Origin of the sequence: Cupriavidus sp. USMAHM13 (genome assembly GCF_001854285.1) — a bacterium.
GTDB classification, from domain to species: Bacteria; Pseudomonadota; Gammaproteobacteria; order Burkholderiales; family Burkholderiaceae; genus Cupriavidus; species Cupriavidus malaysiensis.
Genome location: NZ_CP017753.1, coordinates 239,634 through 264,838, shown reverse-complemented (window position 1 = coordinate 264,838; position 25,205 = coordinate 239,634). Strand labels below are relative to the sequence as shown.

The following is a 25,205-nucleotide window of genomic DNA, read 5'->3' as shown; positions in this document are numbered from 1 at the left end:
TTGCGCCAGCCGTTGCAATGTACGCTGCCCACTTAGCGAAGGGAAGGCACGTCTATATACGGAGTTCTTCGCTTTCGACAAGGCTGCTATGAGCGTTCCGCTTGCCCTGGAGCACGGCAGTTAGCAGCCCCATGTCGGCGCCGAGGGAGCGCATGGCATCGGCAAAAGAGAGGATACCGATGACCACGTGGTCACCATCGCGAACGGCTAGGCTCCGCACGCCATGCGCCGACATGCAGCGCAGTGCATCGCTCACGGCAGTCTGGCGTTCAATAGAGACCACGCCTCTCGTCATGACAGATGATACCGATGCGGTACCGCATTCTGGGTGATCCGCCAGTCCATGCACGACCATGTCATGGTCCGTGACGACACCAATGATGCGTTCGTACGGGCCGCGCTTCTCGGTGACGAACAACATCTTCACGTGGCAATCGCGCATCACCCGTGCAGCTTCCTGTATGGTGCACGAGGCGGTCACATGGTGCATGACGCGAGAAAGCACTTCATCGACTCTCATTACTGCCCCTTGATTCATGTAGCCTTCGTTTTCAATATATGGGGGTTCGCGCCTAACACCTTGATTCAACGCAATCGGCAGATTGCCAATGCATGCCGCCAGGCGGGCCATAGGCAGCCCTGCTGCCTGGCAAGGAGCGCGTGGGATCGACCCGCGCAGCCGGCTGTAATGCGAACGCGTATGTGCCGGTCGGGCTCTTCCTTGCACCGGATCAAAGTCCGGGATGCCATTTTCCATATAGTCGAACGATAAAAGCACATGGTGCGTCCGCAGTTCGTGTTCGCGCTGGATCGGCGGGCAAACCATAGATGACCGCGGTGCCCCGTTTCAATGGAAGCGTTGCCCCGCGCAATAGGCATGCCCAAGTAATGGAGACTGGCCATGAGGCTACCGACGGTGGCAACCTGCCGGATTTGCGTCGCATTCGTAGCTGGCCTCGCGGGGCTCGTTGGGGCGCACTGCGCACACGGCCGACAGGCAAAAGGCGAGATCAGAGGCGATGCTGTGGCGACTTCATCGTTGGCTGCGTCCGCGGCAGATTGGCGAGGGGCATCGAAAACACGGGGTGTTCAAGTCTTGAGAGGTTCCCGGGGTGCGTGCGATCCCCCTCCAGCCTTGTCGCGGATTGCGCCCATGTTATCCATGGCACGGGCGCAAGGCAGCGAGCGAAATGACGAAGGCGAAAATGGGCGGGCCGCTTTGGCGGAAAAGCGGTTCGGCGACATCCGGTATATGAGCGGTGGTGCGGATAGAGAGGAGCAGATAGCACTTCTTGACGCCACGCGCGGCTACGGTCTTTGCCTGGCATATCTAAACCGGTTCGGAGCAGGGCTAGCCGGCGTCGAGACTCGCATATACAGGGTAAGCGGACGTCTTGTCTTCCACGCCGTTTCCAGCGGCCCTCTGCTGCTTGTGCGATTGCAAGCCGGAAGCTACTGGATCATTGCAAACTCTGGCGGCGAAGCCGTGGCAATGCCCGTCACCATCCACTCGCGCATGCGGGCGGCTAGGCAAGTGCGTTGGCTGCGCACCACCCGCTTGCAAGTATGATTGCAGAACGGCACCCGCCGGTTTCGTGAAAGAGGGCAACAATGCTGCCAGCGCATCCGTGCCGGCGCCAATCTTCAACGGCTTTTCGTGGGCGACGGCGAACTGCATCAGTCGCTGCTTGCAGGCGGGCAAAAGGACGATGGAACCCGACTGGTTCGACCGAGGGCGGTCCGTGGTCAACCGATGGTGCTCAGTTTGGACCAGAGGCGCTGGCTCGGGCTGGACGAGAGGCTGGCACGTCGCGACAGGCAAAATTCCCATTCGTTACGGTCACAGGCAGCTTGTGCGTGGCAAGCCAGTGACGCAGTGCGGGGTACACGACTTCTTGCCAGGTGGGGCCGCTGAAGAGCCCATAATGGTCGCAACCAGGTATTGTCCACTCCGCCCTGCGTTCGGGCGGGAGGCCGGAGCAGAGGGCCTGGGCAGCGTGCGTCTGGCCAGCCCCGGTGATACTGTCGCGGTCGCCCTCCACTGTCAGCAGCTCAGTTTCGCGCAGGCACTGCGGACGCACGATGCTGCCATCCACGCACCAGTTGCCTTGCGGCAGTTGGAACTCCTGAAAGACAACACGCAGCGTGTCGAGCACGAACTCCGCTGTCATATCGAGCATGGCGCAATAGGCCGCCATGGAGCGGCTCCGTACGGCGGGAACGCAGCCGGGATTGACAAGCCAGTGGTCGCGCAAGTCACGCAGCATTCTAATCTGCTGCTCGGGCTGAGCCCAGAGCAACACAGGATATTGCAGGAAACCTGGATAGACGCGCCGGCCAGCACCTGGATAGCCTGGCGGCACGGTACCCATGGCCGCAGCTTCCAGCCACCCGGGGGCCAGGTGCATTGCCATGCGGTCCAACTGTGTCGGGTGCAGGCGTGCATCGATAGGGCCGCCCACAAGGATCAGGGACCGTGGTTCCGGCTTCCCTTCTTCGGCGAGGCGCGAGACAGCCGCGAGCGCTGGTACGGTTGCCTGACAGACCGCCAGTATGTCGAGCCCGCGTGGCTCTAGGGCAGTGATGAACTGCTGCAGGGTCAGCACGAATGCGTCGATGCCGAAAGGGCCTGCCGAGAATGGAATGTCGCGCGCGTCGAGCCAGTCTGTCACGTAGACATCCGCATCCTCAAGCAGTGAAGCTACCGTCTCGCGCATCAGTACCGCGTGGTGCCCCGCTAACGGGGCGCACAGGAGGATGCGCCCACGCCGCTGGCCATTGCGGCGCTCGAAGGAGCGCAAGTCGCAGAACGGTGTCCGGACGATGACGGCCTCATCCACCGCAAATCGATGTCCGATGCTGCCAGCCATCGCAATATCGAAATCCGGTATTCCCCACGTGCGGAGCATCTGCTGGAACGCCCGGTAGGTCTGCGCGAAGCCGGAACTGTGGCTCCGCTGGAGCAGGTGCAGCAGCGACGACGCCGACAAGGCTGCCGCGGCCATACTGGCCGTAAGTATGGCCGGGCCTGAGAGACCTTCGAATGCGGGATCCATGACATGTCGTCCCGGTGTGTGACTCGGGTACCGCTTGTGCAGCAATGTCCTTCTGTCAAGGCCATGACGGCGCATGCGACGCCATCGCGTATCAGATCTTCTTTCTCAGGAAGGCTAACTTTAGCCCACGCAATGCGCTTGACGGAGGTCAAGCGTACTGCGTGCGAGCAACAGAAACTTCTGTTACCCGGTACGATACTTACTAACCCTGCTGTGATGCAGCACAGTTTTAGCAGGTCACCAGATGAGCTAAGCAGGGCCCAAAGGGGAGGCAGACGATGATCCCGGTCGATTTCCTAATCATCGGTGGCGGGCTTGCCGCCGCGAATGCCGCGCGCACCTTGCGCGATGAAGGCGCGCAGGGTAGCGTGCTCATCCTGGCACAGGAGAACAGGCTGCCATACCATCGGCCGCCGTTGTGCGGACGCTTCCTCGGCACCGGCGGCGACGAGACGCGCCTGGAGATTCATCAGGAATCCTTCTATCGCGACCGTCGTATCGCAGTGCGGCGCCATGCAAGTGCTGTTTCGGTGCAATTGCAGCCACACACGGTGCGGGCTGCTGACGGGGCCTGTTTCCGCTACGGCAAGCTATTGATTGCCACTGGCGGCGCGCCGCGACGCCTGGTTGTACCTCATCTGCAACTTGAAGGTGTCTACTATCTGCACAGTATTGACGACGCCCAGGCCATACGCACGGAAATACGACTTGGCGCCCGGCGTGTCGTTATCGTCGGGGCGGGCTTTATCGGACTGGAGTCGGCAAGTACCCTGCGGGAGCTTGGCTTGGACGTGACCGTACTGGAAAAGGAAGCGGCGTTGTTCCCGCCTCTGCGTTCTCCCTGCCTGTCAGCCTATTTTGCCCAATGCTGCGCGGCAAAGGGAGTGCGAACCTTGCCTTCCACCAGCGTCGAGGCATTGCTTGGGAGGGGTAGGGTACGGGCGGTGCGTACCAGCGCAGGAGAAGAGATTCCCTGCGACTTCGTCATCGTTTCCATCGGCAGCGAGCCCAATGTGGCCTTCCTGCGCGACAGTGGTATCGCCCTCGATAACGGGGTGCTGGTCGACGCCTTCCTCCAGTCGAGCGACCCGGATGTCTACGCTGCGGGGGACGTGGCGAACTTCCACGATACCGTCTTCGACCAGCAGCGGCGGATTGAACACTGGGACAATGCCACCAAGCAAGGAGCGGTGGCGGCGCGCAACATGCTCGGGCAACGGCGCCGCTACGACGACGTCTCGATGTACTACGGCAACGCCTTCGGTACGAGTTTCAGCTTCTCGGGAAGCGCTGAGGACTTTGACGACACTGTGGCGCGGGGCTCGCTTGCCGACAAGTCCTTCAGCCTCTTCTACCTGAAGGACAGCGTGCCGCGCGCCTTGTTCTCGGTGGGCCGCAGTGCTGAGGAAACTTATGCGGCGGAAGCTCTGATCCGCTACCGAGTCAATCTGCGTGCATCGCGCTCTATGCTGGCCGATGAGCATGCGTCGCTCGAAGCACTGCCTCTGCAATCGGTGTTAGTGCTGCAGGGCGGCGGCTGCCTAGGCGCTTTTGAGTGTGGTGCCGTGCGGGCAATCGAGGAGGGAGGTGTTCGACTTGACGCCGTTGCCGCCGTCTCGATAGGCGCCTTCAACGGAGCCATCATCGCCAGCCACCCGGACAATGCTGCCGCGGCTTTGGCATCATTCTGGCGTGAGTTGTCACTCACGCCGCCGCCGATTCCCAATGGGCCGGTGCGCCGCCTTGTCAGCAACTGGCAGGTCTTCGCATTGGGCGTGCCAGGCTTTTTCCGTCCCCGCTGGATGATGCCGCCGCAGATGCAAGACGCACTGCCGTGGGCCTGGACCAGCCTGTACGATGCTTCCCCGATGGAAGCCATGCTGCGGCGTTACGTCGATTTCGATGCGCTGCGGTCGAGCCCGGTGCGCCTCTTGATCAGCGCGGCCAACGTACGCACCGGTGTGCTCGAGGTCTTTGACAGCTACGTCGACGACATTACTCCGGCGCACCTGCTGGCGAGCGGCAGTCTGCCGCCTGGGTTGCCTTGGACCATGGTAGGCGACCAGGCATTCTGGGACGGGGGCATTGTCAGCAATTCGCCGGTCGACCTGGTAATGGAGCGTTGTGGCCCGGTGGGAAAACGCATCTTCGTCGTCGATCTTTTCTCCAGCAGTCAGCGCCTGCCGGGGAATCTCGCGGAAGTGCTGCTGCGCCGGGACGAAATCGTCTACGCGGACCGCATGCACAACGATGCGCGCTTTGTCGAGTACGCAGGAGAGTTCCGTGAACTGGTGCAGGAGATCCTGCAGATGATGGACCCTGATACGGTGCGTATGGTGTCCCAGCGCCCACGCTTCATCCGCCTGATGGGAAATCGTGCCGGCATTACCATAGCGCGTATCGTCCGCCACAGTGATCCCGACGTGCCACCTTCGCAGGACTATGATTTCTCGAGTGAGGCCATCACGCGATTGCAAGCGCAAGGCTTTGAAAGTGCGCAGCGTGTTCTGGCGGAGCTGGAGATTTCCGCAGGAGAAGGGAAGTCGCTTTGGACGGCCCGTACGGAGTCCACTGCCGCCGTCGCAGCCGACGGTGGCGCGGAGCGGGTGCGTGTCTGACGGGCTTGTAGCTGCGCGATACCTGAGGGCATGGATGCGCACTACGGTAGTTTTCCGACGAGGCGAATTGCTGTGATGCTGAACTTATGGAGACATCCATGCCCTGGCGAACTGACTACTATCCGAACTCAATGAAAAACCTGCTGCCCGAGGTGCGCGAGAAGGCGATCGAGATTGCAAACGCATTGCTGGAAGAGGGGATGGAAGAAGGCAAAGCGATTCGCATCGCAATCGCGCAGGCGCATCACTGGGCGGCCCGCCGCGGGGTCGACGATGATGCAGGCTGAGGGCCTGGTGGGGTCTTAGGCGATGACTATCGCGATGGCGGCGTCTCACCGCTTCGTTGGCGTCCACCTGACGGAGACTCTCCTTCTGTTTGCGCAAAATGGCGCGAAGCTGGCTGTTTCGTTCCTGCCGTGGATGAAATGTGTCCGCAACGTCGCCAGCACATGGCGTCTTCCGGCAGAGAACCTGCGAAAGTGTCGTATGTCTGCGTCGGCGCGCCTGGTACGGGAGCCGTAGCGGTGCCCTCGCACGCTTCACCGCGCTCAACTTCGTTCTGCGATAGCCATGCAAACGCTGGTCAGCTCGATTCCATGCGGTCTCCGCGTGGGGCTTGGGGCAACCTGGGCGATCTTGATCCAGGCCAAAACGTGCCGCTGTAGGTTGCGTAGCCTCCAACGCAGAAGCATGTATTGGCCGCGTCAGCGTGGTCGGTCATTCCCATCGTCGTCCCCGCGAGGAGAGCGTCATGCGCGCAATTGCTGTCACATCGTGCCTGTTTTGCCTCAGTCTTCTTGGCGGTGAGGGCGGCGTCCTCGCCGCGCAGGAAACGGCATCGGCGCCGCAGGTCCGGCAACAGAACGGAATTGCCTATATGTCAGGTGGTGTCGGCGTCGACGAGGTCGCTTCGATGCGGCGGATGGCCGAGCAGTTCAATGTCAGGATGCGCTTTGTCGATAGCGCCGATGGCAGCTACCTGTCCGATGTCTCGGTGACGCTTTTCAATGCTAGGCGCGAGATCATCCTGGCGGTACTCAGCGAAGGGCCGTTCCTGTACCTGAAGCTCGCCCCCGCGAACTATCGCGCGGTCATCCGCTATGGTAAGACACTCGATTGCCGCAGTATTCAGGTCAAGCCGGGCCCCAGAAGTATCAACATGCTTGTGCGTCTCCCTGCGCAGCAAGACGAAGAGAAGCTGATCGCCGGAGCAAGGGATCGCGCGAGCGGGTGCGCCAGGGAGCCAGCATGCTGCGGCGGTGGTCGTCGCTGAGGAGCTGCGCGGTTCCATCGGAACGCCAGCGCTAGCCCAGCCGAGGGGCCATGCTGCTTCGACTCGAAGGACCGGGGGGCGACCTGCGCGCCAAGGGGCTCCAGCAAATCAAATGCAGGCATCCATTGGTATCGGGCACCGGGTAGTCGCGCAACTGCAGGGTGGCGTGTTCAGGTTGCGCACCGGTCGATCCGGACTGGTTGGTGGCGAAGCGGGAGGCCGCCAGCATCAGGATTCGCACGCGCCTTGGCGACTGCGTGTATCGGGGAAACAGCTATGCGCGGGCTTCTTCCCCGCCCAGCGATCTCATTTGGCGCGAAGCGCGTGGGTGGGCGCCGCGCGCCGCTTGCTCATGGCTTGCCTTGGCCCTCATTGATGCCGGAAACGGGCGGCCTGGCCGGTCTGGCTGCGCTGCCGCCATGAGGCTTGCGTCCCTGCGCGGCCTGCGAGGGGTGCTCACTGCTCCGTCGTACGGCGTCGTGTTGAACGGCCTGGTTCGAGGCGTGCATGCCCTCGCTGGTAGGGTCGAAGCGCTCGCCGTGCGCGGCAGCCTGGTCCGGGTCCATCTTGCTGGGCGGTGCGTGATCCCGAGACTGGCCAAGCGCCAATGGTGCCGCCAGCAGCATTGTCATGGCGAACAGGAGCAGTTGGTTCCGATGCGCTCGTTGCATGATGTTCTACCTCTCGATGATTGCTGGGCCGGGGCCTGGCGGTCGGGGGGAAGCGGGAGCGGGCCGATGCGACCTGCCTTTGTTCTTTTATCGAATACCATGCATCATCCTCGGTGCTGCGCCAGATCAAGCTCCCTGACCATAGCAATGGATGCTGTGGGACATAGAGCCGGGGCAATGCGTCACATGGTACGCCTGAGCAGGGTCCGCACTTCAGCCAGGGGGCGTGCGTTCAGCACATCGGATGGTCCAAGCCATCCGCGCCGTGCCTGGCCGACACCCAGTGGCAAGTTGCCGAAGTCGGCCGGCCCATGTGCATCGGAGGCGATGCTGACCAGCACGCCGGCAGCCTTGGCCTGCTGGCAGCCGATGTCCCACAGATCCAGCCGGTTGGGCTGGGCATTGGCCTCGATGAAGCTGCCGCGCTGCGCCAATGCGCGCAGTACCCGCTCGAGATCGAAGTGGCAGATATCGCGCCGGCCTATCAGGCGGCCCCAGGGATGGGCCAGAATGGTGAAGTGCGGATGGTCGAGCGCGCGCAGAATACGGACGGTCTGCCTGTCAGCTGGAAGATCGAAGTGGCTGTGGATGGCACCGACGACGAGGTCGAGCCGACCGAGCACGTCGTCCGGCAAGTCGAGCGAGCCGTCCTCGCCGATGTCTACTTCCACTCCCTTGAGCAGGACCGCACCCCCGCCTTCGGCATTGACCCGGTCGATCTCGTCGGCCTGCGCCCTCAGGCGTCCAGCATCGAGACCGTGCGCGACGGCCACGCGAGGCGAATGATCGGTGATGGCCAGGTAGTGCAGCCCGTACCGCGCGGCCTCCCGCGCCATCGTTCTCAGGTCCGCGGCACCATCGCTGGCACTGGAGTGGACGTGCAGGTCGCCCTGCAGGTCTGCGGTCTTCACAAGCATGGGCAGTTCGCCGCGCCGCGCCGCGGCAATCTCTCCGCGGTCTTCGCGGAGTTCAGGGGGAATCCACGTCAATCCGAGTGCGCCGTAGACGGCCTCCTCGGTCTCGCCTGCCAGCCGCGTGGTTCCGCGGAAGAGCCCGTACTCATTCAGCTTCAGGCCATTCGAGCGGGCCAGCAGCCGCAAGGCAAGATTGTGAGCCTTCGAACCCGTGAGGTAGATCAGGGCGGCGCCATGGCTGTCCGGGCGCACCACGCGCAGATCGACTTGCATGCCGTTGCGCAGGACCACGCTTGCGCGCGTGGTGCCGGCTGACAGTACCTGATCGATGTCCGGGTAGGAAGTGAAGGCACGGATGACGGCCGCCGGGATGCGCGCGGTCGCCAGCACGTCCAGGTCCCCCACTGTATCGCGGCAACGCCGATAACTTCCTGCGACCGTGTAGGCCCCATTCGCAGCGCCACGATGAAGGTGGCGCAGCAGCGTTCCTGCCGTCTCGCCGGCGATGCGCAGGTCGAAACGGCGATTGCGTTCCACATGCGCCTGCACCGCTTCCAGGATGCGTTGCTCACTTCGTGCCCCGAAGCCGTGCAGTTGCCGGACCCGGTGCTCACGCGCGGCCTGTACCAACTCGCTCAGGCCACTGATGCCAAGGTCGTGTTGTAGCAAGCGCGCGCGCTTGGGGCCGAGCCCGGGCACTTGCAGCAGATCGGCCACCCCACCGGGTACCTCACCGCGCAGGCTCGCAAGCATGCGGGAGGCGCCGGTTTCGGCGATCTCCCGGATCTTGGCGGCGAGGTCTGCCCCGATTCCCGGCAATGCGGTGAGGTCCGCACCACGTGCGAGCATATCCCGCACGCTCTCCGATAGGCCGTCGATCACGCGTGCTGCGCGCCGATATGCGCGTACACGGAAGGGATTGGCGTCCTCCGCCTCAAGCAGTTTGGCGATTTCCTCAAGGGTGGCGACGATTTCCCGATTGCCGCCGCTTCGGTTCGGGGCCATTGTCATGACGCTAGCCGCACCGGGAGCGGACCAGACCACTGCCTCCGCGCCCCGGTGCCGAGGCGGCGAATCGAGCTGGCTGCGCAACGTGATCGTGACATGGATCGCGCGGATGCCAAAGGACCTGCTTTTCAGCGCGCTTAGGGGACGAGCACCGTCCCGAAGCGCTCGGATGCGGGTGGCCGAAAGTCATCGGGTGTCTCGCAGGTGACCGCATGGCAGCCAGGAGTCTCGTCCAGCATAGTGCGGTAATTGCGAGGGCATCGGGCTTCTTCGGCGGCGCTTCATACCGCGGGAAAGCCCACGCTCTGGGCCAGCATGACGCGCTGGTCGGGCCGCAGGCGCATTGTGGTCGCCATCGCGGGCCGGTCCAGGAGGCCACGCGCCACAGTGGCCAGGCCCTGAGACGCGCAGAAGAGATAGACGTTCTGGCTGATGTAGCCGGTATCGAGTGCGGTGAAGAACTGCCGGGCCGGCTTGGCGCGTTCATCCACACGACTCAGGTTGGCGACGAAGACCAGGTCCAACGGAGCCTGCGCCACGTAGTCCTGCAGGCCCGTGGCGTGCCGTATGTCCTCGCCGCTGACCAGGCGCAAGCGCCAGGCGGCGGGTTCCAGCACGTAGAGACCGTCGGCGAGGGCGGCGTACAGGTCGATCTCCTGCCAGTTGCGGGCTGACGGGGCGGTGCGCCGCCCGCTCTCCGCATCGTTGATGCCGTAGGCCGCCCAGAGCAGGTCCGACAGCAGGTCTGGTCCGAGCGGGCGTGCGTCGAACTCGCGGATCGAGCGACGCCGACGCAGCGCCTGCATCAGGGGTATGCCACCTTCGGTGCGCGGGGCTGGAAGGTCAAGGAATTCCTGCGCTGCATCCGCTGCGACGATGGGGTGCGTCATGGTGTTCTCCACTGCCGAGTCATGGAATCCGATCGCGGCTTCGGCGGTCGTCCAGTGCCAAGCATAGGCAGGTGGCCACGATCAGGGTTGACGCGCGTCAACTCCGCCGTGGCCCGGGCTGTTACGTGGCCGTATGTCCTTCCTGGCGCCCAGTCCGCGCAGCCGCTCGCCACGCCTGGCGGACAGACTGGGCCTGCGGTTCGCCTGCGCGGCGTTCGTGGGCGTCCGCATGACTGACTTTCCCCGGCAGCAATCTGTCGAGGTTATGCCTGTCGACGGCTACCATCTTCTGCAGCTGACGCGCAAATACGTAGGGTCGGACGCGCATCCAATACGGCGGCGGCTTCCGCCCTGCCGGCCCTTCGCACCCAGCTTCCCGTCCAAGTATTCAATTGCCGACCGCTGGTCAGTACTCCGAGTCCGGCATATCCCTGTCGGCAAGCGTGGTGTGTAGCGACGGGCCTGGCGGTGGGATGGCGATCAGGCAGTCGGCGGTCAGCAGCAAAGAGGCAATCGAGACGGCATTCAAGAGGGCGGTGCGAACCACGTTGACGGGGTCCACGACGCCCAGCTCGAACATGTCGCCGAAGCGGTCGCTTCCAGCGTCGTAGCCGTGCGCGCCATCCTGCGAGCCGACCTGGTGGACGACCGCTTGCCCATCCGCGCCGGCATTGTCCGCGATCTGCCGCAAGGGGGCGGAGAGTGCTGCGTGCACGATCCGCGCACCGGCCTGCTCTCCGGAGTTCGCCGCAAGCAGGGAATCCAGCACAGATCTGGCGCGCAGCAGGGCCACGCCGCCTCCGGCCACGATGCCTTCCTCGATCGCCGCACGGGTTGCGTGAACGGCGTCCTGGAAGCGACTCTTTCGCTCGTGCAACGCAGCTTCCGTGGCAGCCCCGACCTTGATGACTGCCACGCCACCGGTCAAGCGCGCCAGGCGCCGTCGCAGCGCTTCCCGCTCGTAGTCGCTGCGGGCTTCACGTTGCTGGTCGCGCAAGGCAGCAACACGATCCGCAACGCGCGGCCGGTCGCCTGCCGTGCCGATCAGCGTGGTGCTGTCTTTGCTGACCTCGACGCGGTGCGCGTCGCCCAGATCTGCCAACGTCGCATGTTCCAGCGAGCGCCCGCTTTGGGTGGAGAACACCGTGGCACCGGTCAGTGCCGCCAGATCGGCCAGTTGCTCGGTCCGGGAGTCGCCGAAGCCGGGCGACTTGACCGCGCAATTCTTCAGCGCGCCACGCAGGTTGTTCACCACCAGCGTCGCCAGTGCTTCCCCTTCCACGTCGTTGGCAATGACCAACAGCGGCTTTCCCGCGCCACTGACGGCTTCCAGGATGGGCAGCAGGTGCGCGATGGAGGAGATCGACATATCGCAAAGCAGTACCTTTGGCGCCTCGAGGACGATGGCACGGCTTTCTCCGGTCGCGAATAGCGGCGAAAGATATCCTCGCTCGATCAGCGCACCGTCGACGATATCGAGCTGGTCGTCCATCACCGAGCCATCTTCCACGCTGATGGCGCCGTCCTTTCCTGCCCGGCTTACCGCTTGTGCCACCAGCTTACCGACGCTCTGGTCGCCACTGGCTGAAATCGTCGCGATCTGGCGCATAGCATCCAGTCCTAGGCAAGGCGTGGCTTTTGCACGAAGTTCTTCCGCGACGAGCCTGCCGGCGGCTTCGATACCGCGCTTCAGTTGCATCGGGTCGTGGCCCGCTTCGACGTACTTGACACCCTCGGCCACAATCGCGTGTGCTAGCGTGGTTGCCGTGGTGGTGCCATCGCCCGCGACTTCGCTGGTCCTGACCGCGGCTTCGCACAAGAGCTTCGCCGCCATGTCGGCGAAGGGATCCGCTAGCGTGACGGCCTTCGCCACGACAACACCAGAGTTGGCGACAATCGGCGCGAGGCCCGGGCGTTCGATGATGACGTTGCGGCCGCCGGGGCCGAGTGTGACCCTGACGGCGGTGGCGAGCTGGTCGATGCCGCGGAGAATCTCTCTGCGCGCCGACTGATGAAAGAGCAGGCTCTTAGCAGTCACGATGACCTCACGATCTGTGCAAGTATCAAGGGTAGCGAGGCGGCTCACGGCCGGACGGCGGACGACGCCGGCATTCCAACGGCAATGCGGTCGGCTTCGCTTTGATCACCATAGATGGACACCAGCCTTGCGCTTTGATTTGCCTCAACGCATTCTCGTGCGGGCAAGCGGCTTCGGCTCACAGCTTGCTGTGGCTCGGCTGGCGATCGCGGAATCGCACTCCGGACCTGATGCCACCAGGCAGTTTGCATGCCGTCGATGTCACCGATCTCAGCGAGGCCGGTATCCCGAATCGCACTACGCCCCACCCTGTCCTAGGAGGTCTATCGAAAGCCGGGCATGACGAGTCCGCTGAATCACTGAAGTCGGCTGGTGCCTGCCATGCCATGCAGGCTCATCGCGTTGTTGCCAATGCTCGCCATAGCCGTGCTATGGCTGCGCTTTGCGCCTGGCGCTGATTCCCGCATGACACGTCCTTCAACTCCCATTTCAACGATTCAGCGGACTGATATGTATTGCGGAACGGGCCGCCGCCGCGGGCTACGCTTCTCGCGTCCATCGGAAGCAGATCCGGGGCGTGTCATCATCCAATCCGCACGGCCACTTGTTTGTATTCGGGCGTATCCGTTTGGCGGTCGCGCACCGCTGATGTCACCATGTTGACGAACAGGGCGGGCTGATGAAATGTGGTGAACAAGATGCCTTCCCGCGGGGCCTCCGTGACGCGCAGCCTCAGCGTGGTCGCGCCGTAGCGGCTTTCGATGCGGACGCGGTCGCCGCTGCGCAAGTGCAGGCGCTCTGCGTCGGCAGCGCACATGTCCAGTGTGTCAGCGTCGTGCAAGCGCTGATTCTGCGTGCGACCGGTCATGGTGCCCACATTGAATTGATACAAGGAGCGCCCGGTCGTCAAGATGAAGGGGTAGTCCTTGGTACAGGTCTCCGGCGAAGCAGCAAAGCCGATGCGGGCGAGTTCAGCGGTCTTGCCATTCGTGAAGGACGAAGCGTGCAGGTATGGCGTGCCAGGATGCGACAAGTCGGGGCAGGGCCAATGCAGGCATTCCTTATCCAGTCGCTCGTACGACAGGCCAGCACCGCCCGGCCAGAGTTCACGTACTTCATTCCAGATGGCTTCCGGGCTATCGAATGCAAAGCCTGTGGCGTGGCCCATCTGCCCGGCCAGCCGCTGGATGATCTGCCAGTCCGGCAGCGCCTGGCCAGGCGGAGGAACGACGGCACGCACCCGCTGGATGCGCCGGTCGGAATTGGTGAAGGTACCGTCCTTCTCGAAGGACGATGCGGCGGGCAGGAAGACCGTGGCGAAGGCTTGGGCGGTCTCCGTGAGGAACAGGTCTTGCACCACGACCAACTCCAGGTGGTCGAGGGCTTCGCGTGTCGCGGCCTCGTTGGCGAGCGACTGATAGATATCGTAGCCATGTACCCACAAGGCCTTCAAGTCGCCGTGGCGCGCCGAATCCATCATCTCGAGCAGGTTCAGGCCGTGGGATGCTGGCAACGTGCAGTTCCATGCGGCCTCGAACTTCTCACGGGCCAGGCGGATCGGCTGCGAGCCCGTCAAGCTGTTGGGCTCGCATCCCATCAGCGCTGCCCCCTGGACATTGTTTTGCCCGCGCAGGGGATTCACGCCGCTCCCGCTCTTGCCTAGATTTCCCGTCAACAAGGCAAGGTTGGTCAGGGCCATGACGCCTTCTGTCCCTTGCATGTGTTCGGTGACGCCCAGGCCATGGAAGCACATTGCCGGTATGGCATCGGCGTAGATCCGGGCAGCTTGGCGGATCGCTTCAGCGCGAACGCCGCAGGCCGGCGCGACACGCTCGGGCAGGCAGTCCAAGACGAAGCGGTGGAACTCGTCGAAGCCGGATACCCTTTCGGCCAGGAAGGCGTGGTCAATCCGCTCTTCCTCGATCAGGGTCGCCGCCATCGCATTGCAGAGCAGTACGTCGGTGCCCGGCAGGATGGCCAGGTGAATATCCGCGTAGCGGCACAGCTCGGTGCGCCTCGGGTCTACCACGACCAGCTTGGCGCCGTGCATGACCGCCTGTTTGATCCGGGCGCCGAGCACCGGATGATTCTCGGTCGGATTGGCGCCCCAAAGCAGGAAGGCACGGGCCAGCTCGATGTCATCGAAACCATTGGTGGCGGCGCCGGTGCCGAGCATCGTCTTCAGCGCTTTCGCGCTTGGTGTATGGCAGACCCTGGCGCAGCAATCGACGTTGTGCGTACCCAGGACCACGCGGGCGAACTTTTGCGCCAGATAGCATTCCTCGTTCGTGGCCCGGGAGGATGCCAGGATGCCGATCCGATCTGCGCCGGCTGCGCTACGGATGGTGTCGAAGCGCGCGGCGACGTGGCCGAGCGCATCCTCCCAACTCACCTCTTGCCAGATGCCGTCGCGGCGGATCAGCGGCGCTGTCACGCGATCGCCGGCGTGCTGGAACTCGAAGGCGTAGCGTCCTTTGACGCAAAGGTGTCCCTTGTTGGTCGGGTGGTCCGCCGGACGCACCGCGATGACCCTGCCGCCGGAGGCGGCCACATCGACCTGGCAACCGACGGCGCAATACGGGCAGGTCGTCCGAGTCCCGCCGGCAGCGTGGACCGGGCTGCGCTTGTCGAAGAGGGCGCCGGTGGGGCAGGTATCCACGCAAGCGCCGCAGCTGACGCACCCTGCTTCGAGCATCGTCCGGCCGCCGATCGGCGCGACATGACTGTGCTCGCCGCGACCTGCTATTTCCCATACGAACTGGCCCTGCAACTCCTCGCAGATGCGGACGCAGCGGTAGCAAAGAATGCAGCGGTCCATGGCGACGCCGATGTAGGGGTGGGTATCCTCATGGTGGGCGCGCGCGGGCGGCCGGTTGCCGCCGCGTATGCCATGGCCGTTCAGCAGGCGGTGGAGGGGACGCCAGGGCTCCTTGAGGACGGCCTCGTCCGGGTAGCGGGCGGCGAGCAGCGACAGGTTGGCGCGGCGGAGCGCTTCGAGAGCTGGCGTGTCGGTCCGGACATCCATGCCGTCTTCGACCCGGGTGGCACAACTCGGCACCGGACCGGGTTGCGCCTTGACCTCGACCAGGCAAAGCCGGCAGGCCCCGTTTGGCTGAAGCCGGCGATCATGGCAAACGTGCGGCACGATGATCCCGCAGTCGTCGAGGACGTCCAGCAAGAGTGCGCCTTCGCCAACCTGGTGCGCAGCGCCGTTGATGACTATCCGCGGCATGCCGACCACTCCTCCGGAAAGTGTCGCTGCAAGGCGCGGGCAAACTCGGCGATGCCCCGGCCGTGGCCGCACAGGCTGGTCGTTGCCAGGGCATCGATCACGGCATCATGCGCGATGCCATTCGCCTGCTTGGGGGACGGCGGGACGGCAGCCGTCGCGAAGTCGTAAGCGAGTGCCGGGATACCAAGGCGGCACGGCGTGCACTTTCCACAGGATTCCCGGGCGCCGAAGCGGAATACCTCCGCAGCAATCGCCGCGATGGAACTGTCGTTGGCGAACGCAATGACGCCACCATGTCCGACCGCGCAGCCGATGGCGGCCATTTCCTCGTAGCCGAGTCGAGTATGAAGGAGCGCCGGAGGCACGATTCCGGCCAACGGCCCTCCGACCATCAGTCCCTTGAGGGGGCCTCGCCGCAGCCCCAGGCCCAGTTTGCCAACGAGGGCGTCAAGCCCGATGCCGAACTCCACCTCATAGAGCCCCGGACGGTTGAACAGCGAATTCAGCGACAGCAGCTTGGTACCTCGGCTGGCGGAGAACCCCAACTCCGCGAAGGCTTCCGCACCGTGTTTCGCGATCCATGGAACGCAGCACAATGTTTCGACATTGTGGACCAGCGTCGGATAGCCGAACAGACCACGCTCGGCGACCTGTGGTGGGCGTAGCCTCGCTTCCGGCCGGCGGCCCTCGAGCGCATTGAGCAGAGCGGTTTCCTCACCGCATAGATAGCTTCCAGCACCCACCACGCACTCGAGGTCAAAGCGCTCTCCCAGCCAGCCTGCTGCGCGGGCGGCTACGATGGCCTCTGACATGACCCGCGCGGCATCCGGATACTCCTTGCGGACATAGACGAAGCCCGCGTTCGCGCCGATTGCCTGCGCGGTCACGATTGCCCCCTCGATCAAGAGAAAGGGATCGCGCTCCATCAGGAACCGGTCGGAGAAGGCCCCCGGGTCGCCTTCATCCGCGTTGATGACCAGGTACTTTCTCGGTGCGGCGTGCATGGCGACAGTCTGCCATTTCCGCCAAGCCGGGAACCCTGCCCCACCGCGGCCCCTCAATTGCGATGCACAGATCATCTTGACCAGGTCATCCGGGCTCGTGCGCAGGGCACACTGGCGTGCATCGCCACCGCCTCTTTTGATGTACTCCAGGAGGTCGGTCACTCCGCCGTCGGCCACGTTCTGCAGCAGAACGCTCTTGCGGGCGTGGCAGGAAACGTGAGGCAACACATCGTGGCCCGAATCGCTCGGTGAGGCATAGCACTTGCCGAGGCAGTAGACCGTCGGTGTCTGGCGGCACGCCTTGGCCCAGCGCTCGGGAGCGTCCTGCCTGGCGGCGAAGCAAGCCAGTCCATTGCAGGCCACATCCTGAAGCGGGGTGTCCAGCAGATGATAGAAGCTCCTTAGCGAAGCCGGTTCCCGCATTCTCTCCATGAAGAACTCCCGGGCCACGAAAGTTGGAGCGCCGATACACATTCAGCCTAGCTGTGGATCGGCATGAAGAGTTGTGCCGGATCAATGTTCCGACGCCATCGAGGCACGCAGGGTGGATCGTGGCAAACACTCGCTGCCGATCTCACTGACTGTTGGCCGCCCGGCCGCCATTCGGCAGTAGCACCTGAGGTGCTTCGCCATCAAACCGTCGCTAGTGTGCTGTCCCACAACTAACTGGCATTAGTCTTGCCTGCCAAGGCGGTACCTTAGTGGAGATACCGCGATGAGCGCATCCCTGTGCCCTGCGTGGCGCCGCGCTTCTTCGGCCACGCGCCGGCCCCCGCGCGCAGCGGGCCGGGCGTGGGCGAGCACAACGCCGAGGTCTACGGCGCGCTCGGGCTGGGCGCGGCCGAACTGGAGGCGCTGCGGCGCGAGGGTGTGGTGTAGCGCAGTCGCGCGGCGCAGCTTCAGGGTTGCTGCAGGTCCTGATCCGGCCTTGGCGCGGCGCGCCCGGGCGTACTATCCGCCTGCGGCCGCGCGGGCGGCAGCGGCAGTACCTTGCTGCTCAGCAGGCGGTCGAGAACGTTGCGGTCGACCACCTCGCGTTCCAGCAGCAGCCGCGCCAGCGCGTCGAGCCGGGCGCGCTGGCCGGCCAGCGCGCCTCGTCTGCGCGGTGCCGGTCGCGACGGCGGCGGGGCTGACCAGGTTGCATGGGCTGGCCGACGAAATGGTCTGCCTGGTAGCGCCGGCGGGAGACTGCGTCGAAATGTCCGGGCACTTCACCGATTTCGCGGAGGTCAGCGATGCGCAGGTGGCAGGGCTGCTGGAGCGAGCGTCGCGCCACGGCGGCTAGAGAGGCCACCGCGCGCCGGCTGAGCGCGGCGTGAGTGGCACCATTGGCTTCGTTCTGGCGCTGGCTGGATCAAACCGACGGCTTCGTTCTTGTGTGGCTCCTTACTAATGTGCTGTCCCACTAATACGTAAGCAAAGTCGATGCAGCTTTTCGAGAATTGAGTCGGCCGTGGCATTCCCGCGGAACGGCTCACAGTTCGCGCTGTAAGGGGTTAAAAAGTGGTCGATACGTTGGACAACTGCTTAACGCTGGCAAACGAGCCGCGACGGATCGCCCTGTCCATCCTCGCCGCGGTATCTCCATAAAGGTACCGCCTTGGCACGCAAGACTAATGCCAGTTAATTGTGGGACAGCACACTAGCGCGTACCAGCCTCGGTAAATGCCAACCACGCGTGGCATAGGAGTCCCATTCCTGCCCGCTCACCCCCTTGCCTTACACGCGTGGAGCAGCAGACTCCAATCACGGCCAGAACTGCCCGCCAGGGTTGCCTCTTGAGTTGTTCCACCTGCGTGCTGTGGCTCGTTCCCGACAGGTACCATGTGCAGAAGTGCTCGCAGTTGTTGCTGAAAAAGCGATAGTCGTCCTCACCCAGTCGCGAGACTGCGCGCACGACGACTTCCGCCCCAAGATACCGGTTCTGCGAACTTGCCTCGACGGTAAAGCCATGGCCATCGGCGAATCCCGCCAGCGTCGTCAGTTCGACGGGCCCCCTGCGCAGGAATCCCTTGAAGCCGATATAATGCACGACCGTCCCGTCTCCAGCACAGATGCCATGGTGGACGTAGCCGCTGCGCCTGATCACAAGATGCGCGCCCAGCGGCAGGTCTTTTTCCGCTTCCTGCTGGGCTGGTTCCAGGCCGATGTCAAATCGTTGGTCACTCATCGCTTGCCCCTTGCTTGCTCCCGGCAGTGGTTTTGCCTTCAACAGCTGGCGCCGCGTCAGCAGGCAGCGGATCCTTGCGTTTGCTCAGAGAGCTGGGCCACCTGCGTGTCGGAAGTATGGGAGAGGCAGACGTTGGTCGACATCATCCTTGACTGAGAATCTTGTCCGTGCAATGCCCTAGCGCTTGTACGAAGTCGGTGCTCAGCGGCGTCCGTGCCGGGATTCTTGTTGTCGGCGGATTCCTACATTCATTGAAGGGCAGGATGACATCGTGGAAGCCTCTGCATCACTGCGTGCCGTGTACCGCCAGTGGACTGCGGGGAGGCCAAGCAGGAGGTGGGGGCTCTATCCAATTGAAGCAAACGCCTGTGTGTCTTGCCTAGTCCGCGAAGGCCGTCAATTCCAGCGGCTTCGGACCGGATGCACGCCGGCGCTGGCATCTGGGGGGCGTTCCTTTGGGGGGGGCCGTAGAAGGAACAGCGCGGAGCGGGACAAGTACGGATGTTCGTCGAGGCCAAGAGGTATCCCGGCGTTTCGACAGTCGTCTGGTGGCCCGCAATCCGGGAGAATTGACTGTGTCGCTTGCCGTCACGTTCGAATGCCGTGAGCACGATCTCCCTCGTGACGGCGTGCCCGCAGACTCGCATGACGCAGTCTCCTGTCTGCTGACGATTGACGGAGCCGCACGGCGGCTGAGTTCAACCCCACTCACTCTCGATGGCAGGCCCTCGTTCACCCCAGAGCAGGACAGGCGGCACGTCGAGCAACGAGTAGGCGCCAGCCTTCAGGAAAGGCAAGGCCCGTGCGGCGGCCAGCATGACTCGCGCAGCCAGCGCGGTTTCGTCACAGCGAGCTTCCAACAACAGCGCGGCATGTCTGCGCTCACGCGCCGCCGCATGTCGTTCCAGTAGAACGCCGCGATTCGTTTCCTCCAGCGCCGCTACGCTGTCGACCGGAAACACCAATGTCTGTGCATCCAGGTAGCAAGGGTCGCGGCGGATCGCGCTTTCCACTTGGGCAGGGTCGGCATGAGGGTCGAGCTCGACGTACACATAGCGCTGGCGGGTCCCGTCCCGGGCTGTCTGCTCCAGCGCCAGCGCCTTCCGGACTCCTTTCACGGCTTCAGCGGCGAGCGTATGGTGGAGGCCTGCAGCAGTATGCAGGCTGCTAGTGGTGTGGCCATGAGGAATGGCCATCGCAAACTGGCTGCGAAACATGGAAAGAAGGCCCGGATCGAAGCCCGCCCCGACGACGGCCGCCGCGGCGTGGTGGAGCGCGGCCCTGTGCAGTGCTGCCTTGTGACGGAGGAAGTCCTCGCCATGCAAGCGCGCACACTCAACCACGCGGAGCCGTCTCTGCAGGAGATCCTGGGCGACCCCGCACACGGCGTCGGGCGGAACGCAGACCAAGACCGCGTCGATGCCCGCCAGTTCGCTGATGTGCCCGACAAGGGGCGCATCGAGCCACGCTGGTGGCTCGATGCGACGGCTGACAGCACCGGCCAAAGTCGTGTCCTCTTCCTCCTGGATGGCCCGGGCACAACTCTGGCCCAGGCGTCCGAGACCAATGATTGCCAGCGATTGCTTCTTCATGGTTATGCAGGTTCTCATGTGCCTGTCGGCGGAAGCCGTGTCTGGTATCGTTCGCGAACGCACGATAGCGCGCACCTGGAGTTCGGGCCTGCCGTCCGATGCCTAGTTCTGGAAGAGCCTGACTTGGTTGCCCACGGCAAGTTGGTCGAAGTCGGGATCTGCGAGCTTGAAGCGGTGAAGATGGGATGCACTTCTATTCGTTCCGCCGATGAAGTCATAGTTGCCGCTCGTGTGCCGTCGCAGAATGCAGCCTCGAACTGCCACGCGCATGCCTTGACGCTTGCGGCCATCCAGCGTGCGAAGTATGCGTGCGCGTGGCCTTCTTCCCTAGTGAAGCCGACATCCCAATTCCACGGGCAAACCGGATCGCCTCGTAGATTGCAACTTAGGAGCGTGCGTCCAGTCCGGCTTGATTGGGAACAAGGAATGCGTTGCTACTGTTCTCGAATGGGCTCGGCGCGGAGCGCAATGAGCACTTTCGGGATCGGGCGGATTCAGGTTCTGAAGAACCTTGCCTGCACGTCGAGGTATCGTGTCTGTCCGTCAAAAGTTGCGTTGGAACAAGGGGCGTGCTCCAGTGGGCGCTAGCCTGAATATATGTAGTCACTAGGCGGGCTGCCGCTTCAAGGAGCGCAAAATGCCGATCTTCATCATGGAAACCCGTGTGTCCGTAGAATCGTTGCGGCAGCCCAGGTCGTTCGAGGCGCTCGAGCGTGGTCTGGCCGGCCATTTGGAGAAGGCTTGCCCGGATATCAAGTGGCTGGGCAGCTACGCCACGCTCGGATCGTATGACTACCTGGATATCTTCGAGGCCAGCGATATCGAAGCAGCCATGCGGGTGTCAGTTCTGGTGCGCGCCTATGGTCATGGCGAGGCCACGATCCTGCAGGCCATCGAGTGGGGGCGCTTCAAGCATCTGGTGCGCAATCTCCCGGAACTTCCAGCCGCATGAGCGATTGCCATGCGCATCGGCGTGCCAAGGGAAATCAAGGACCAGGAATACCGGGTCGGCCTCACACCGGCCAGCGTTAGGGAACTGGTCAGTCGCGGTCACAAGGTGACGGTGCAGGCCGGTGCCGGTGCGGCTATTGGGCTTTCCGATCATTCCTACAAGTCGGCCGGTGCGCAGTTGGCGGCAGATGCTCGGGAGGTATACGGTTCGGCCGACATGATCGTCAAAGTCAAGGAGCCGCAGCCGGCCGAGCGAGCATGGCTTAGGCCTGGACAGATCCTGTATGCCTACCTGCACTTGGCCGCTGATCGCGAGCAAATGGCGGACCTTGTGAAATCCGGGGCGATTTGTATTGCCTACGAAACCGTGACAGCCCCGGACGGCAGTCTGCCGCTGCTGGCCCCAATGAGCGAAGTGGCTGGCCGGATGTCAGTTCAGGTTGCCGCCGCCTACCTGGAAAAGCCGCGGGGTGGCATGGGACTGTTGCTTGGCGGAGTGCCAGGCGTCTCGCCGGGACACGTCGCTGTGATTGGGGCCGGCGTGGTGGGGATCAACGCGATCCAGATGGCTGTCGGCATGGGGGCACGCGTCACCGTGCTTGATCGAGATGTCGATCGGTTGCGGCGACTCGGACTTGTCTACGGCAATCGGGTGGTGACCTTGCATTCCACCGCGGATTCCATCGAGCGCGCCGTGCTCACAGCCGATGCAGTCATCGGGGCTGTCCTGGTGCCAGGTGCCGAAGCGCCAAGGCTGGTCACGCGCAGCATGGTCTCCCGCATGAAGGCCGGTTCCGTCGTAGTGGATGTGGCGATCGATCAGGGTGGATGCTTCGAGACTTCCCGTCCCACCTCGCACTCGGACCCGACGTATCTGGTGGATGGCGTGCTGCACTACTGCGTGACCAATATGCCTGCTGCCGTTGCCCGGACGTCGACCTTCGCCCTGAACAACGCCACGCTGGGCTATGCGATGTCAATTGCGGACAAGGGCTGGTCGCGAGCGCTAAAGGAGGACCGGTGTCTGCTGGCCGGCTTGAACGTCTGCTGTGGTCGCGTCACCTATGCGGCGGTAGCACATGCCCACGGCTGCGCGTATGTGCCGGCTGAGCAGGTGTTGGCATGACGCAGGTCGGCGGCATGCTCTTCCTTGCGATGGAGTTTGGGAACGTCCCGAGACAAGGGAGTCGGGTGGTGATGACGGCATCCGCGACGGACAGGTCTGTTGCCAGCGCTAACAGCCGCGCTATCGTTCACCGCGTCGACATGGCGGCTTCGGGTGGCCATGCCAGAAGCGGGACCGCGCGCTGTCCAGGATTGGCGGATCGATGTCACGCGAATGGAGGCTGCTCAGACGGCGCGGACGCACGCCCGCATCGTTATGTGCGTCAGGACTTCGAGGGGGAACGCGTCTCGGGCATCTGCGATGCCAGGCAATTCGTGTGCTCTGGTGCAGTTCAGCCTGCCGAGGCGATTTCAGCCGAGAGTCGTCACGATACATTGACACGAGTCAACGCGCCGGGCGAGCAGGCATCTACGATGGCTTTCACAGCGACCCGACAGGAGGACCTTGAAATGGCTGATTCCCAGACCCCGGTACCCGTGAAGAAGAATGAGGAGCGTACAGTTCGTCCATGGTCATTGCAGGCTTGGCACCCCATCGAGAGTCTGCGCCGCGAGATGGAGCGCTTGTTTGACGATTTCGATCGCGGCGCGCGCTTCCCGTCGGTACGCCTGCCGCGGTTCGGTCTCGAGCCTCGCTGGTGGCGTGACTGGAACATGATATCTGCGCCCCCAGTGGACCTTTCCGAGACCGAAAAGGGCTACGAACTGACGGCCGATTTGCCTGGAATGGACGAGAAGGACATCGAAGTGAAGCTGGCCAACGGTGGCCTGATCATCAAGGGCGAGAAGCGTGAGGAGAAGGAAGAGAAGGAGAAGGACTACTACCTTCGAGAGCGTCGCTTTGGCACATTCGAACGCTATTTCGAGTTGCCCGATGGCGTTGACGCCGACAAGATCGACGCCAGCTTCAGCAAGGGGGTGTTGTCCATAGTGATTCCCAAGACAGCCGAAGCGCAAAGCGCGGCAAAGACAATCTCGGTGAAGGGCGCCTGACGGCTGGCGACGTCGAGGCGGAAGGTCGTTGACTGCGATATTAGGAGCCCCGCCTGCTGTCTGCCCGGTCTGTGGGGGGATTCGCGGCCTTAAGGCCGCAGCCCTCCGCGATCCGAATCGGCAAGGAGTGTGCAACAAGTGACGTTGCGAAAACTCCGAACAGCGAAGGGCGCAATCGCTCGAGTTGGTTAGGCTAGTTCCTCCTTGCTCTCCTGATGGTGATATGAGCAAGCCGCGACGTTCGTCTCGTCCGGTTGACGTCTGGATTGCTACGCCATCTCTCGACCCCTGCATCTCGAAATGACGATGGAGACCGAAGTCCCCACCGGCTGTCTTCTGTTACAAGGCTTCAGCGGCCTCGGCGTTGGTCTTAGGCGGCCAGTGCGAAACGCTTATCGTTGGCGTTTATGGATTTGCTTCATTTGCGTCGATCGCCTGACGAGTTGCCTGCGCCCCTTTGCGCGCCCTGTCGAAACCGATACACCCCCACCTAAGTGCGCCGCGTCTTGCGCCACGCTTAGGTGGAGGTGAGGGGACTCGAACCCCTGTCCAGAACGGCATAGGCTTGCCGGAATGACAACCATGGTTCCCATATGGTGGGTCAATGGAAATTCTCAAGGGTGCCGCTTGTATGTTTCATCTTAACCATGCCCCGATCTACTCGCGTCAGCTGGAACGTGCCATCTGCTTCGTTGCCGGGCTTCTCGATCAGCGGGCTATGGCTTGCATATTGTTTGAGCTGATTACCGGGCGCAATCGTCTTCGCGAAGTGAAATTGTTGCGAACCTGATGCCAGTTGTACATCGCGCAGTCGCGGAGATCGGACCGCGCGGCGAAAGTGAAAGCCTGGCCCAAGGGTGACAGGTCAAAGGATGCACGCTAGCCGGCGGGTACCACAGAGTCGCCATTTCAGATGAGACTGCACCGCCTCATGAAGGCGGCGGGAGTTACCGAACGCTCAACTCAGCGCTAGCAGGCCCATGTCCGGAGTAGTAACCCAAGAGACCAAAGAGTACCGTGAACTCATGCAGACATTGCCCGCATGTGTATTCCTGGTGGACCGACATGACGCCGATTGCACAGGATCCCATCGTGGCTTCTTCTGAATGGCATGCTGGGCAGCAGACTGTAGATTTAGCGAGGACGCGGCGTCTCCACTCGTTGGAATCCAGCATAGTGTGCCCTTCTTGTCCGCCATGCACTGATACCTACACATTCTAGGCGAGAGATCATGGTGCACAGTGCAACGATGTCTGCGCACGTGAGCGCGAACACACTCGAAGTGCTTGTCGAAGTGCTCTGGTGGGTTGGCCAGGACGCGGACGTCCGCGGAATGTCAGAAAAGAGCAGTCCGCTCATCAGCGAGGCCAAGTTATGGATTGCGCACCCAGGGAGGCATTCGCAGTTGGATTGTGCCCGAAAGACTCGTTGTTGCCCAAGCCTCATCGTGATCGACGGCCAGTCACCCAAAAAAGAAAGCGCCCTTCCCGGATAGCTTGGGCGCAGCGAAGGCGGCCCCTGATTCGAAGATCCGATGGCAGGATAAAAAAGAGATCTGTCACAAATTCCCCCTGCAAACGAAGGGTGTGTAAGGATTCAAGACTTGGAATCGGGAGGAGGCTATGCGTCCATGCGCACTGATATATTTCGTGCGCGGTAATGAAAAAAAT

18 protein-coding genes, 1 other RNA gene and 2 pseudogenes are annotated in these 25,205 nt (G+C 63.1%); 9 read left to right on the top strand and 12 right to left on the bottom strand.

Features of this window, described 5'->3' with window-relative positions; all coding sequences use genetic code 11:
• Nucleotides 1–52: 52 nt before the first annotated feature.
• Nucleotides 53–631, bottom strand: coding sequence for a CBS domain-containing protein (locus tag BKK81_RS33930; protein WP_231908275.1), 579 nt, complete (start codon nucleotides 629–631; stop codon nucleotides 53–55).
• A gap of 522 nt (nucleotides 632–1,153) precedes the next feature.
• Between BKK81_RS33930 and BKK81_RS35925 the strand changes: the two genes are divergently transcribed.
• The gene (locus tag BKK81_RS35925) at nucleotides 1,154–1,570 is read left to right on the top strand and encodes a hypothetical protein (RefSeq protein ID WP_156811600.1); all 417 of its coding nucleotides are present in this window, start codon (nucleotides 1,154–1,156) and stop codon (nucleotides 1,568–1,570) included.
• Nucleotides 1,571–1,760: 190 nt separating this feature from the next.
• On the opposite strand, the gene phaZ is transcribed toward BKK81_RS35925, so the two are convergent.
• A complete protein-coding gene (gene phaZ / locus BKK81_RS33925) occupies nucleotides 1,761–3,056 on the bottom strand; it encodes a polyhydroxyalkanoate depolymerase (protein ID WP_083384917.1) in 1,296 nt (431 codons plus the stop codon).
• Between the two features lie 278 nt (nucleotides 3,057–3,334).
• Here phaZ and BKK81_RS33920 point away from each other — a divergent pair, with 278 nt between their 5' ends.
• The 3 genes from BKK81_RS33920 (at nucleotide 3,335) to BKK81_RS33910 (ending at nucleotide 6,947) form a co-directional block, all read left to right on the top strand.
• The gene (locus BKK81_RS33920; protein ID WP_071023362.1) at nucleotides 3,335–5,674 is read left to right on the top strand and encodes an FAD-dependent oxidoreductase; all 2,340 of its coding nucleotides are present in this window, start codon (nucleotides 3,335–3,337) and stop codon (nucleotides 5,672–5,674) included.
• A gap of 98 nt (nucleotides 5,675–5,772) precedes the next feature.
• Nucleotides 5,773–5,961, top strand: coding sequence for a hypothetical protein (locus BKK81_RS33915; protein ID WP_071023361.1), 189 nt, complete (start codon nucleotides 5,773–5,775; stop codon nucleotides 5,959–5,961).
• Between the two features lie 464 nt (nucleotides 5,962–6,425).
• Nucleotides 6,426–6,947, top strand: a complete 522-nt coding sequence (locus tag BKK81_RS33910) for a hypothetical protein (protein ID WP_071023358.1) — start codon at nucleotides 6,426–6,428, stop codon at nucleotides 6,945–6,947.
• A gap of 350 nt (nucleotides 6,948–7,297) precedes the next feature.
• Here the strand turns inward: BKK81_RS33910 and BKK81_RS35920 are convergent, their stop codons facing one another.
• From BKK81_RS35920 to BKK81_RS33885, 6 genes are all read right to left on the bottom strand, one after another.
• Complete coding sequence (locus BKK81_RS35920) at nucleotides 7,298–7,618, bottom strand: hypothetical protein (RefSeq protein WP_156811599.1); 321 nt, start codon at nucleotides 7,616–7,618, stop codon at nucleotides 7,298–7,300.
• Nucleotides 7,619–7,800: 182 nt separating this feature from the next.
• The gene (gene polX / locus BKK81_RS33905; protein WP_083384915.1) at nucleotides 7,801–9,543 is read right to left on the bottom strand and encodes a DNA polymerase/3'-5' exonuclease PolX; all 1,743 of its coding nucleotides are present in this window, start codon (nucleotides 9,541–9,543) and stop codon (nucleotides 7,801–7,803) included.
• Nucleotides 9,544–9,821: 278 nt separating this feature from the next.
• A complete protein-coding gene (locus tag BKK81_RS33900) occupies nucleotides 9,822–10,430 on the bottom strand; it encodes a nitroreductase family protein (protein WP_071023353.1) in 609 nt (202 codons plus the stop codon).
• 406 nt (nucleotides 10,431–10,836) lie between these two features.
• Nucleotides 10,837–12,468: a chaperonin GroEL gene (gene groL / locus BKK81_RS33895; protein ID WP_071023468.1), complete on the bottom strand. Its 1,632-nt coding sequence runs from the start codon at nucleotides 12,466–12,468 to the stop codon at nucleotides 10,837–10,839.
• Between the two features lie 583 nt (nucleotides 12,469–13,051).
• Nucleotides 13,052–15,700, bottom strand: a complete 2,649-nt coding sequence (fdhF, locus tag BKK81_RS33890; protein WP_071023350.1) for a formate dehydrogenase subunit alpha — start codon at nucleotides 15,698–15,700, stop codon at nucleotides 13,052–13,054.
• Nucleotides 15,688–17,178, bottom strand: coding sequence for a complex I 51 kDa subunit family protein (locus tag BKK81_RS33885; protein WP_156811598.1), 1,491 nt, complete (start codon nucleotides 17,176–17,178; stop codon nucleotides 15,688–15,690). Before BKK81_RS33885 ends, fdhF begins: the two co-directional genes overlap by 13 nt.
• A gap of 249 nt (nucleotides 17,179–17,427) precedes the next feature.
• Here BKK81_RS33885 and BKK81_RS35915 point away from each other — a divergent pair.
• Nucleotides 17,428–17,583, top strand: a pseudogene (locus BKK81_RS35915) (CoA transferase); the annotation flags it as partial.
• A gap of 510 nt (nucleotides 17,584–18,093) precedes the next feature.
• On the opposite strand, the pseudogene BKK81_RS36700 reads toward BKK81_RS35915, so the two are convergent.
• From BKK81_RS36700 to BKK81_RS33865, 3 genes and pseudogenes are all read right to left on the bottom strand, one after another.
• Nucleotides 18,094–18,269 (bottom strand): annotated as a pseudogene (locus BKK81_RS36700) (IS630 family transposase); the annotation flags it as partial.
• Between the two features lie 77 nt (nucleotides 18,270–18,346).
• Nucleotides 18,347–18,874, bottom strand: a complete 528-nt coding sequence (locus tag BKK81_RS35035) for a lecithin retinol acyltransferase family protein (protein WP_083384913.1) — start codon at nucleotides 18,872–18,874, stop codon at nucleotides 18,347–18,349.
• Nucleotides 18,875–19,572: 698 nt separating this feature from the next.
• Nucleotides 19,573–20,466 (bottom strand): diaminopimelate dehydrogenase, encoded by an 894-nt coding sequence (locus BKK81_RS33865; protein WP_071023340.1) that lies wholly within the window; start codon nucleotides 20,464–20,466, stop codon nucleotides 19,573–19,575.
• A gap of 637 nt (nucleotides 20,467–21,103) precedes the next feature.
• On the opposite strand from BKK81_RS33865, the gene BKK81_RS33860 reads away from it, so the two are divergent.
• The 3 genes from BKK81_RS33860 (at nucleotide 21,104) to BKK81_RS33850 (ending at nucleotide 23,535) form a co-directional block, all read left to right on the top strand.
• Entirely contained in the window at nucleotides 21,104–21,418 is a 315-nt protein-coding gene (locus BKK81_RS33860) for a GYD domain-containing protein (RefSeq protein ID WP_071023337.1), read from the top strand.
• 9 nt (nucleotides 21,419–21,427) lie between these two features.
• Complete coding sequence (gene ald, locus BKK81_RS33855; RefSeq protein WP_071023334.1) at nucleotides 21,428–22,543, top strand: alanine dehydrogenase; 1,116 nt, start codon at nucleotides 21,428–21,430, stop codon at nucleotides 22,541–22,543.
• Nucleotides 22,544–22,992: 449 nt separating this feature from the next.
• Nucleotides 22,993–23,535 (top strand): Hsp20/alpha crystallin family protein, encoded by a 543-nt coding sequence (locus BKK81_RS33850; protein ID WP_071023463.1) that lies wholly within the window; start codon nucleotides 22,993–22,995, stop codon nucleotides 23,533–23,535.
• Nucleotides 23,536–23,836: 301 nt separating this feature from the next.
• Here the strand turns inward: BKK81_RS33850 and ssrA are convergent.
• Nucleotides 23,837–24,154, bottom strand: a transfer-messenger RNA (tmRNA) gene (gene ssrA / locus BKK81_RS33845).
• Here ssrA and BKK81_RS35910 point away from each other — a divergent pair.
• On the top strand, nucleotides 24,140–24,325 hold the full coding sequence (locus BKK81_RS35910; protein WP_156811597.1) for a hypothetical protein: 186 nt from the start codon (nucleotides 24,140–24,142) through the stop codon (nucleotides 24,323–24,325). The genes ssrA and BKK81_RS35910 overlap by 15 nt on opposite strands.
• The last annotated feature ends 880 nt before the right edge of the window (nucleotides 24,326–25,205 follow it).

Excerpts from the sequence above, each read along its gene's own strand:
- BKK81_RS33915 (WP_071023361.1), top strand. The coding sequence starts at position 5,773 with ATGCCCTGGCGAACTGACTACTATCCGAACTCAATGAAAAACCTGCTG.
- BKK81_RS35920 (WP_156811599.1), bottom strand. The coding sequence starts at position 7,618 with ATGCAACGAGCGCATCGGAACCAACTGCTCCTGTTCGCCATGACAATG.
- polX (WP_083384915.1), bottom strand. The coding sequence starts at position 9,543 with ATGACAATGGCCCCGAACCGAAGCGGCGGCAATCGGGAAATCGTCGCC.
- BKK81_RS33850 (WP_071023463.1), top strand. The coding sequence starts at position 22,993 with ATGGCTGATTCCCAGACCCCGGTACCCGTGAAGAAGAATGAGGAGCGT.
- BKK81_RS35910 (WP_156811597.1), top strand. The coding sequence starts at position 24,140 with ATGGAAATTCTCAAGGGTGCCGCTTGTATGTTTCATCTTAACCATGCC.
- phaZ (WP_083384917.1), bottom strand. The coding sequence starts at position 3,056 with ATGGATCCCGCATTCGAAGGTCTCTCAGGCCCGGCCATACTTACGGCC.
- BKK81_RS33900 (WP_071023353.1), bottom strand. The coding sequence starts at position 10,430 with ATGACGCACCCCATCGTCGCAGCGGATGCAGCGCAGGAATTCCTTGAC.
- BKK81_RS35035 (WP_083384913.1), bottom strand. The coding sequence starts at position 18,874 with ATGAGTGACCAACGATTTGACATCGGCCTGGAACCAGCCCAGCAGGAA.
- BKK81_RS33930 (WP_231908275.1), bottom strand. The coding sequence starts at position 631 with ATGGCCCGCCTGGCGGCATGCATTGGCAATCTGCCGATTGCGTTGAAT.
- BKK81_RS33885 (WP_156811598.1), bottom strand. The coding sequence starts at position 17,178 with ATGTGTATCGGCGCTCCAACTTTCGTGGCCCGGGAGTTCTTCATGGAG.
- BKK81_RS33860 (WP_071023337.1), top strand. The coding sequence starts at position 21,104 with ATGCCGATCTTCATCATGGAAACCCGTGTGTCCGTAGAATCGTTGCGG.
- ald (WP_071023334.1), top strand. The coding sequence starts at position 21,428 with ATGCGCATCGGCGTGCCAAGGGAAATCAAGGACCAGGAATACCGGGTC.
- BKK81_RS33910 (WP_071023358.1), top strand. The coding sequence starts at position 6,426 with ATGCGCGCAATTGCTGTCACATCGTGCCTGTTTTGCCTCAGTCTTCTT.
- fdhF (WP_071023350.1), bottom strand. The coding sequence starts at position 15,700 with ATGCCGCGGATAGTCATCAACGGCGCTGCGCACCAGGTTGGCGAAGGC.
- BKK81_RS35925 (WP_156811600.1), top strand. The coding sequence starts at position 1,154 with ATGTTATCCATGGCACGGGCGCAAGGCAGCGAGCGAAATGACGAAGGC.
- BKK81_RS33865 (WP_071023340.1), bottom strand. The coding sequence starts at position 20,466 with ATGAAGAAGCAATCGCTGGCAATCATTGGTCTCGGACGCCTGGGCCAG.
- BKK81_RS33920 (WP_071023362.1), top strand. The coding sequence starts at position 3,335 with ATGATCCCGGTCGATTTCCTAATCATCGGTGGCGGGCTTGCCGCCGCG.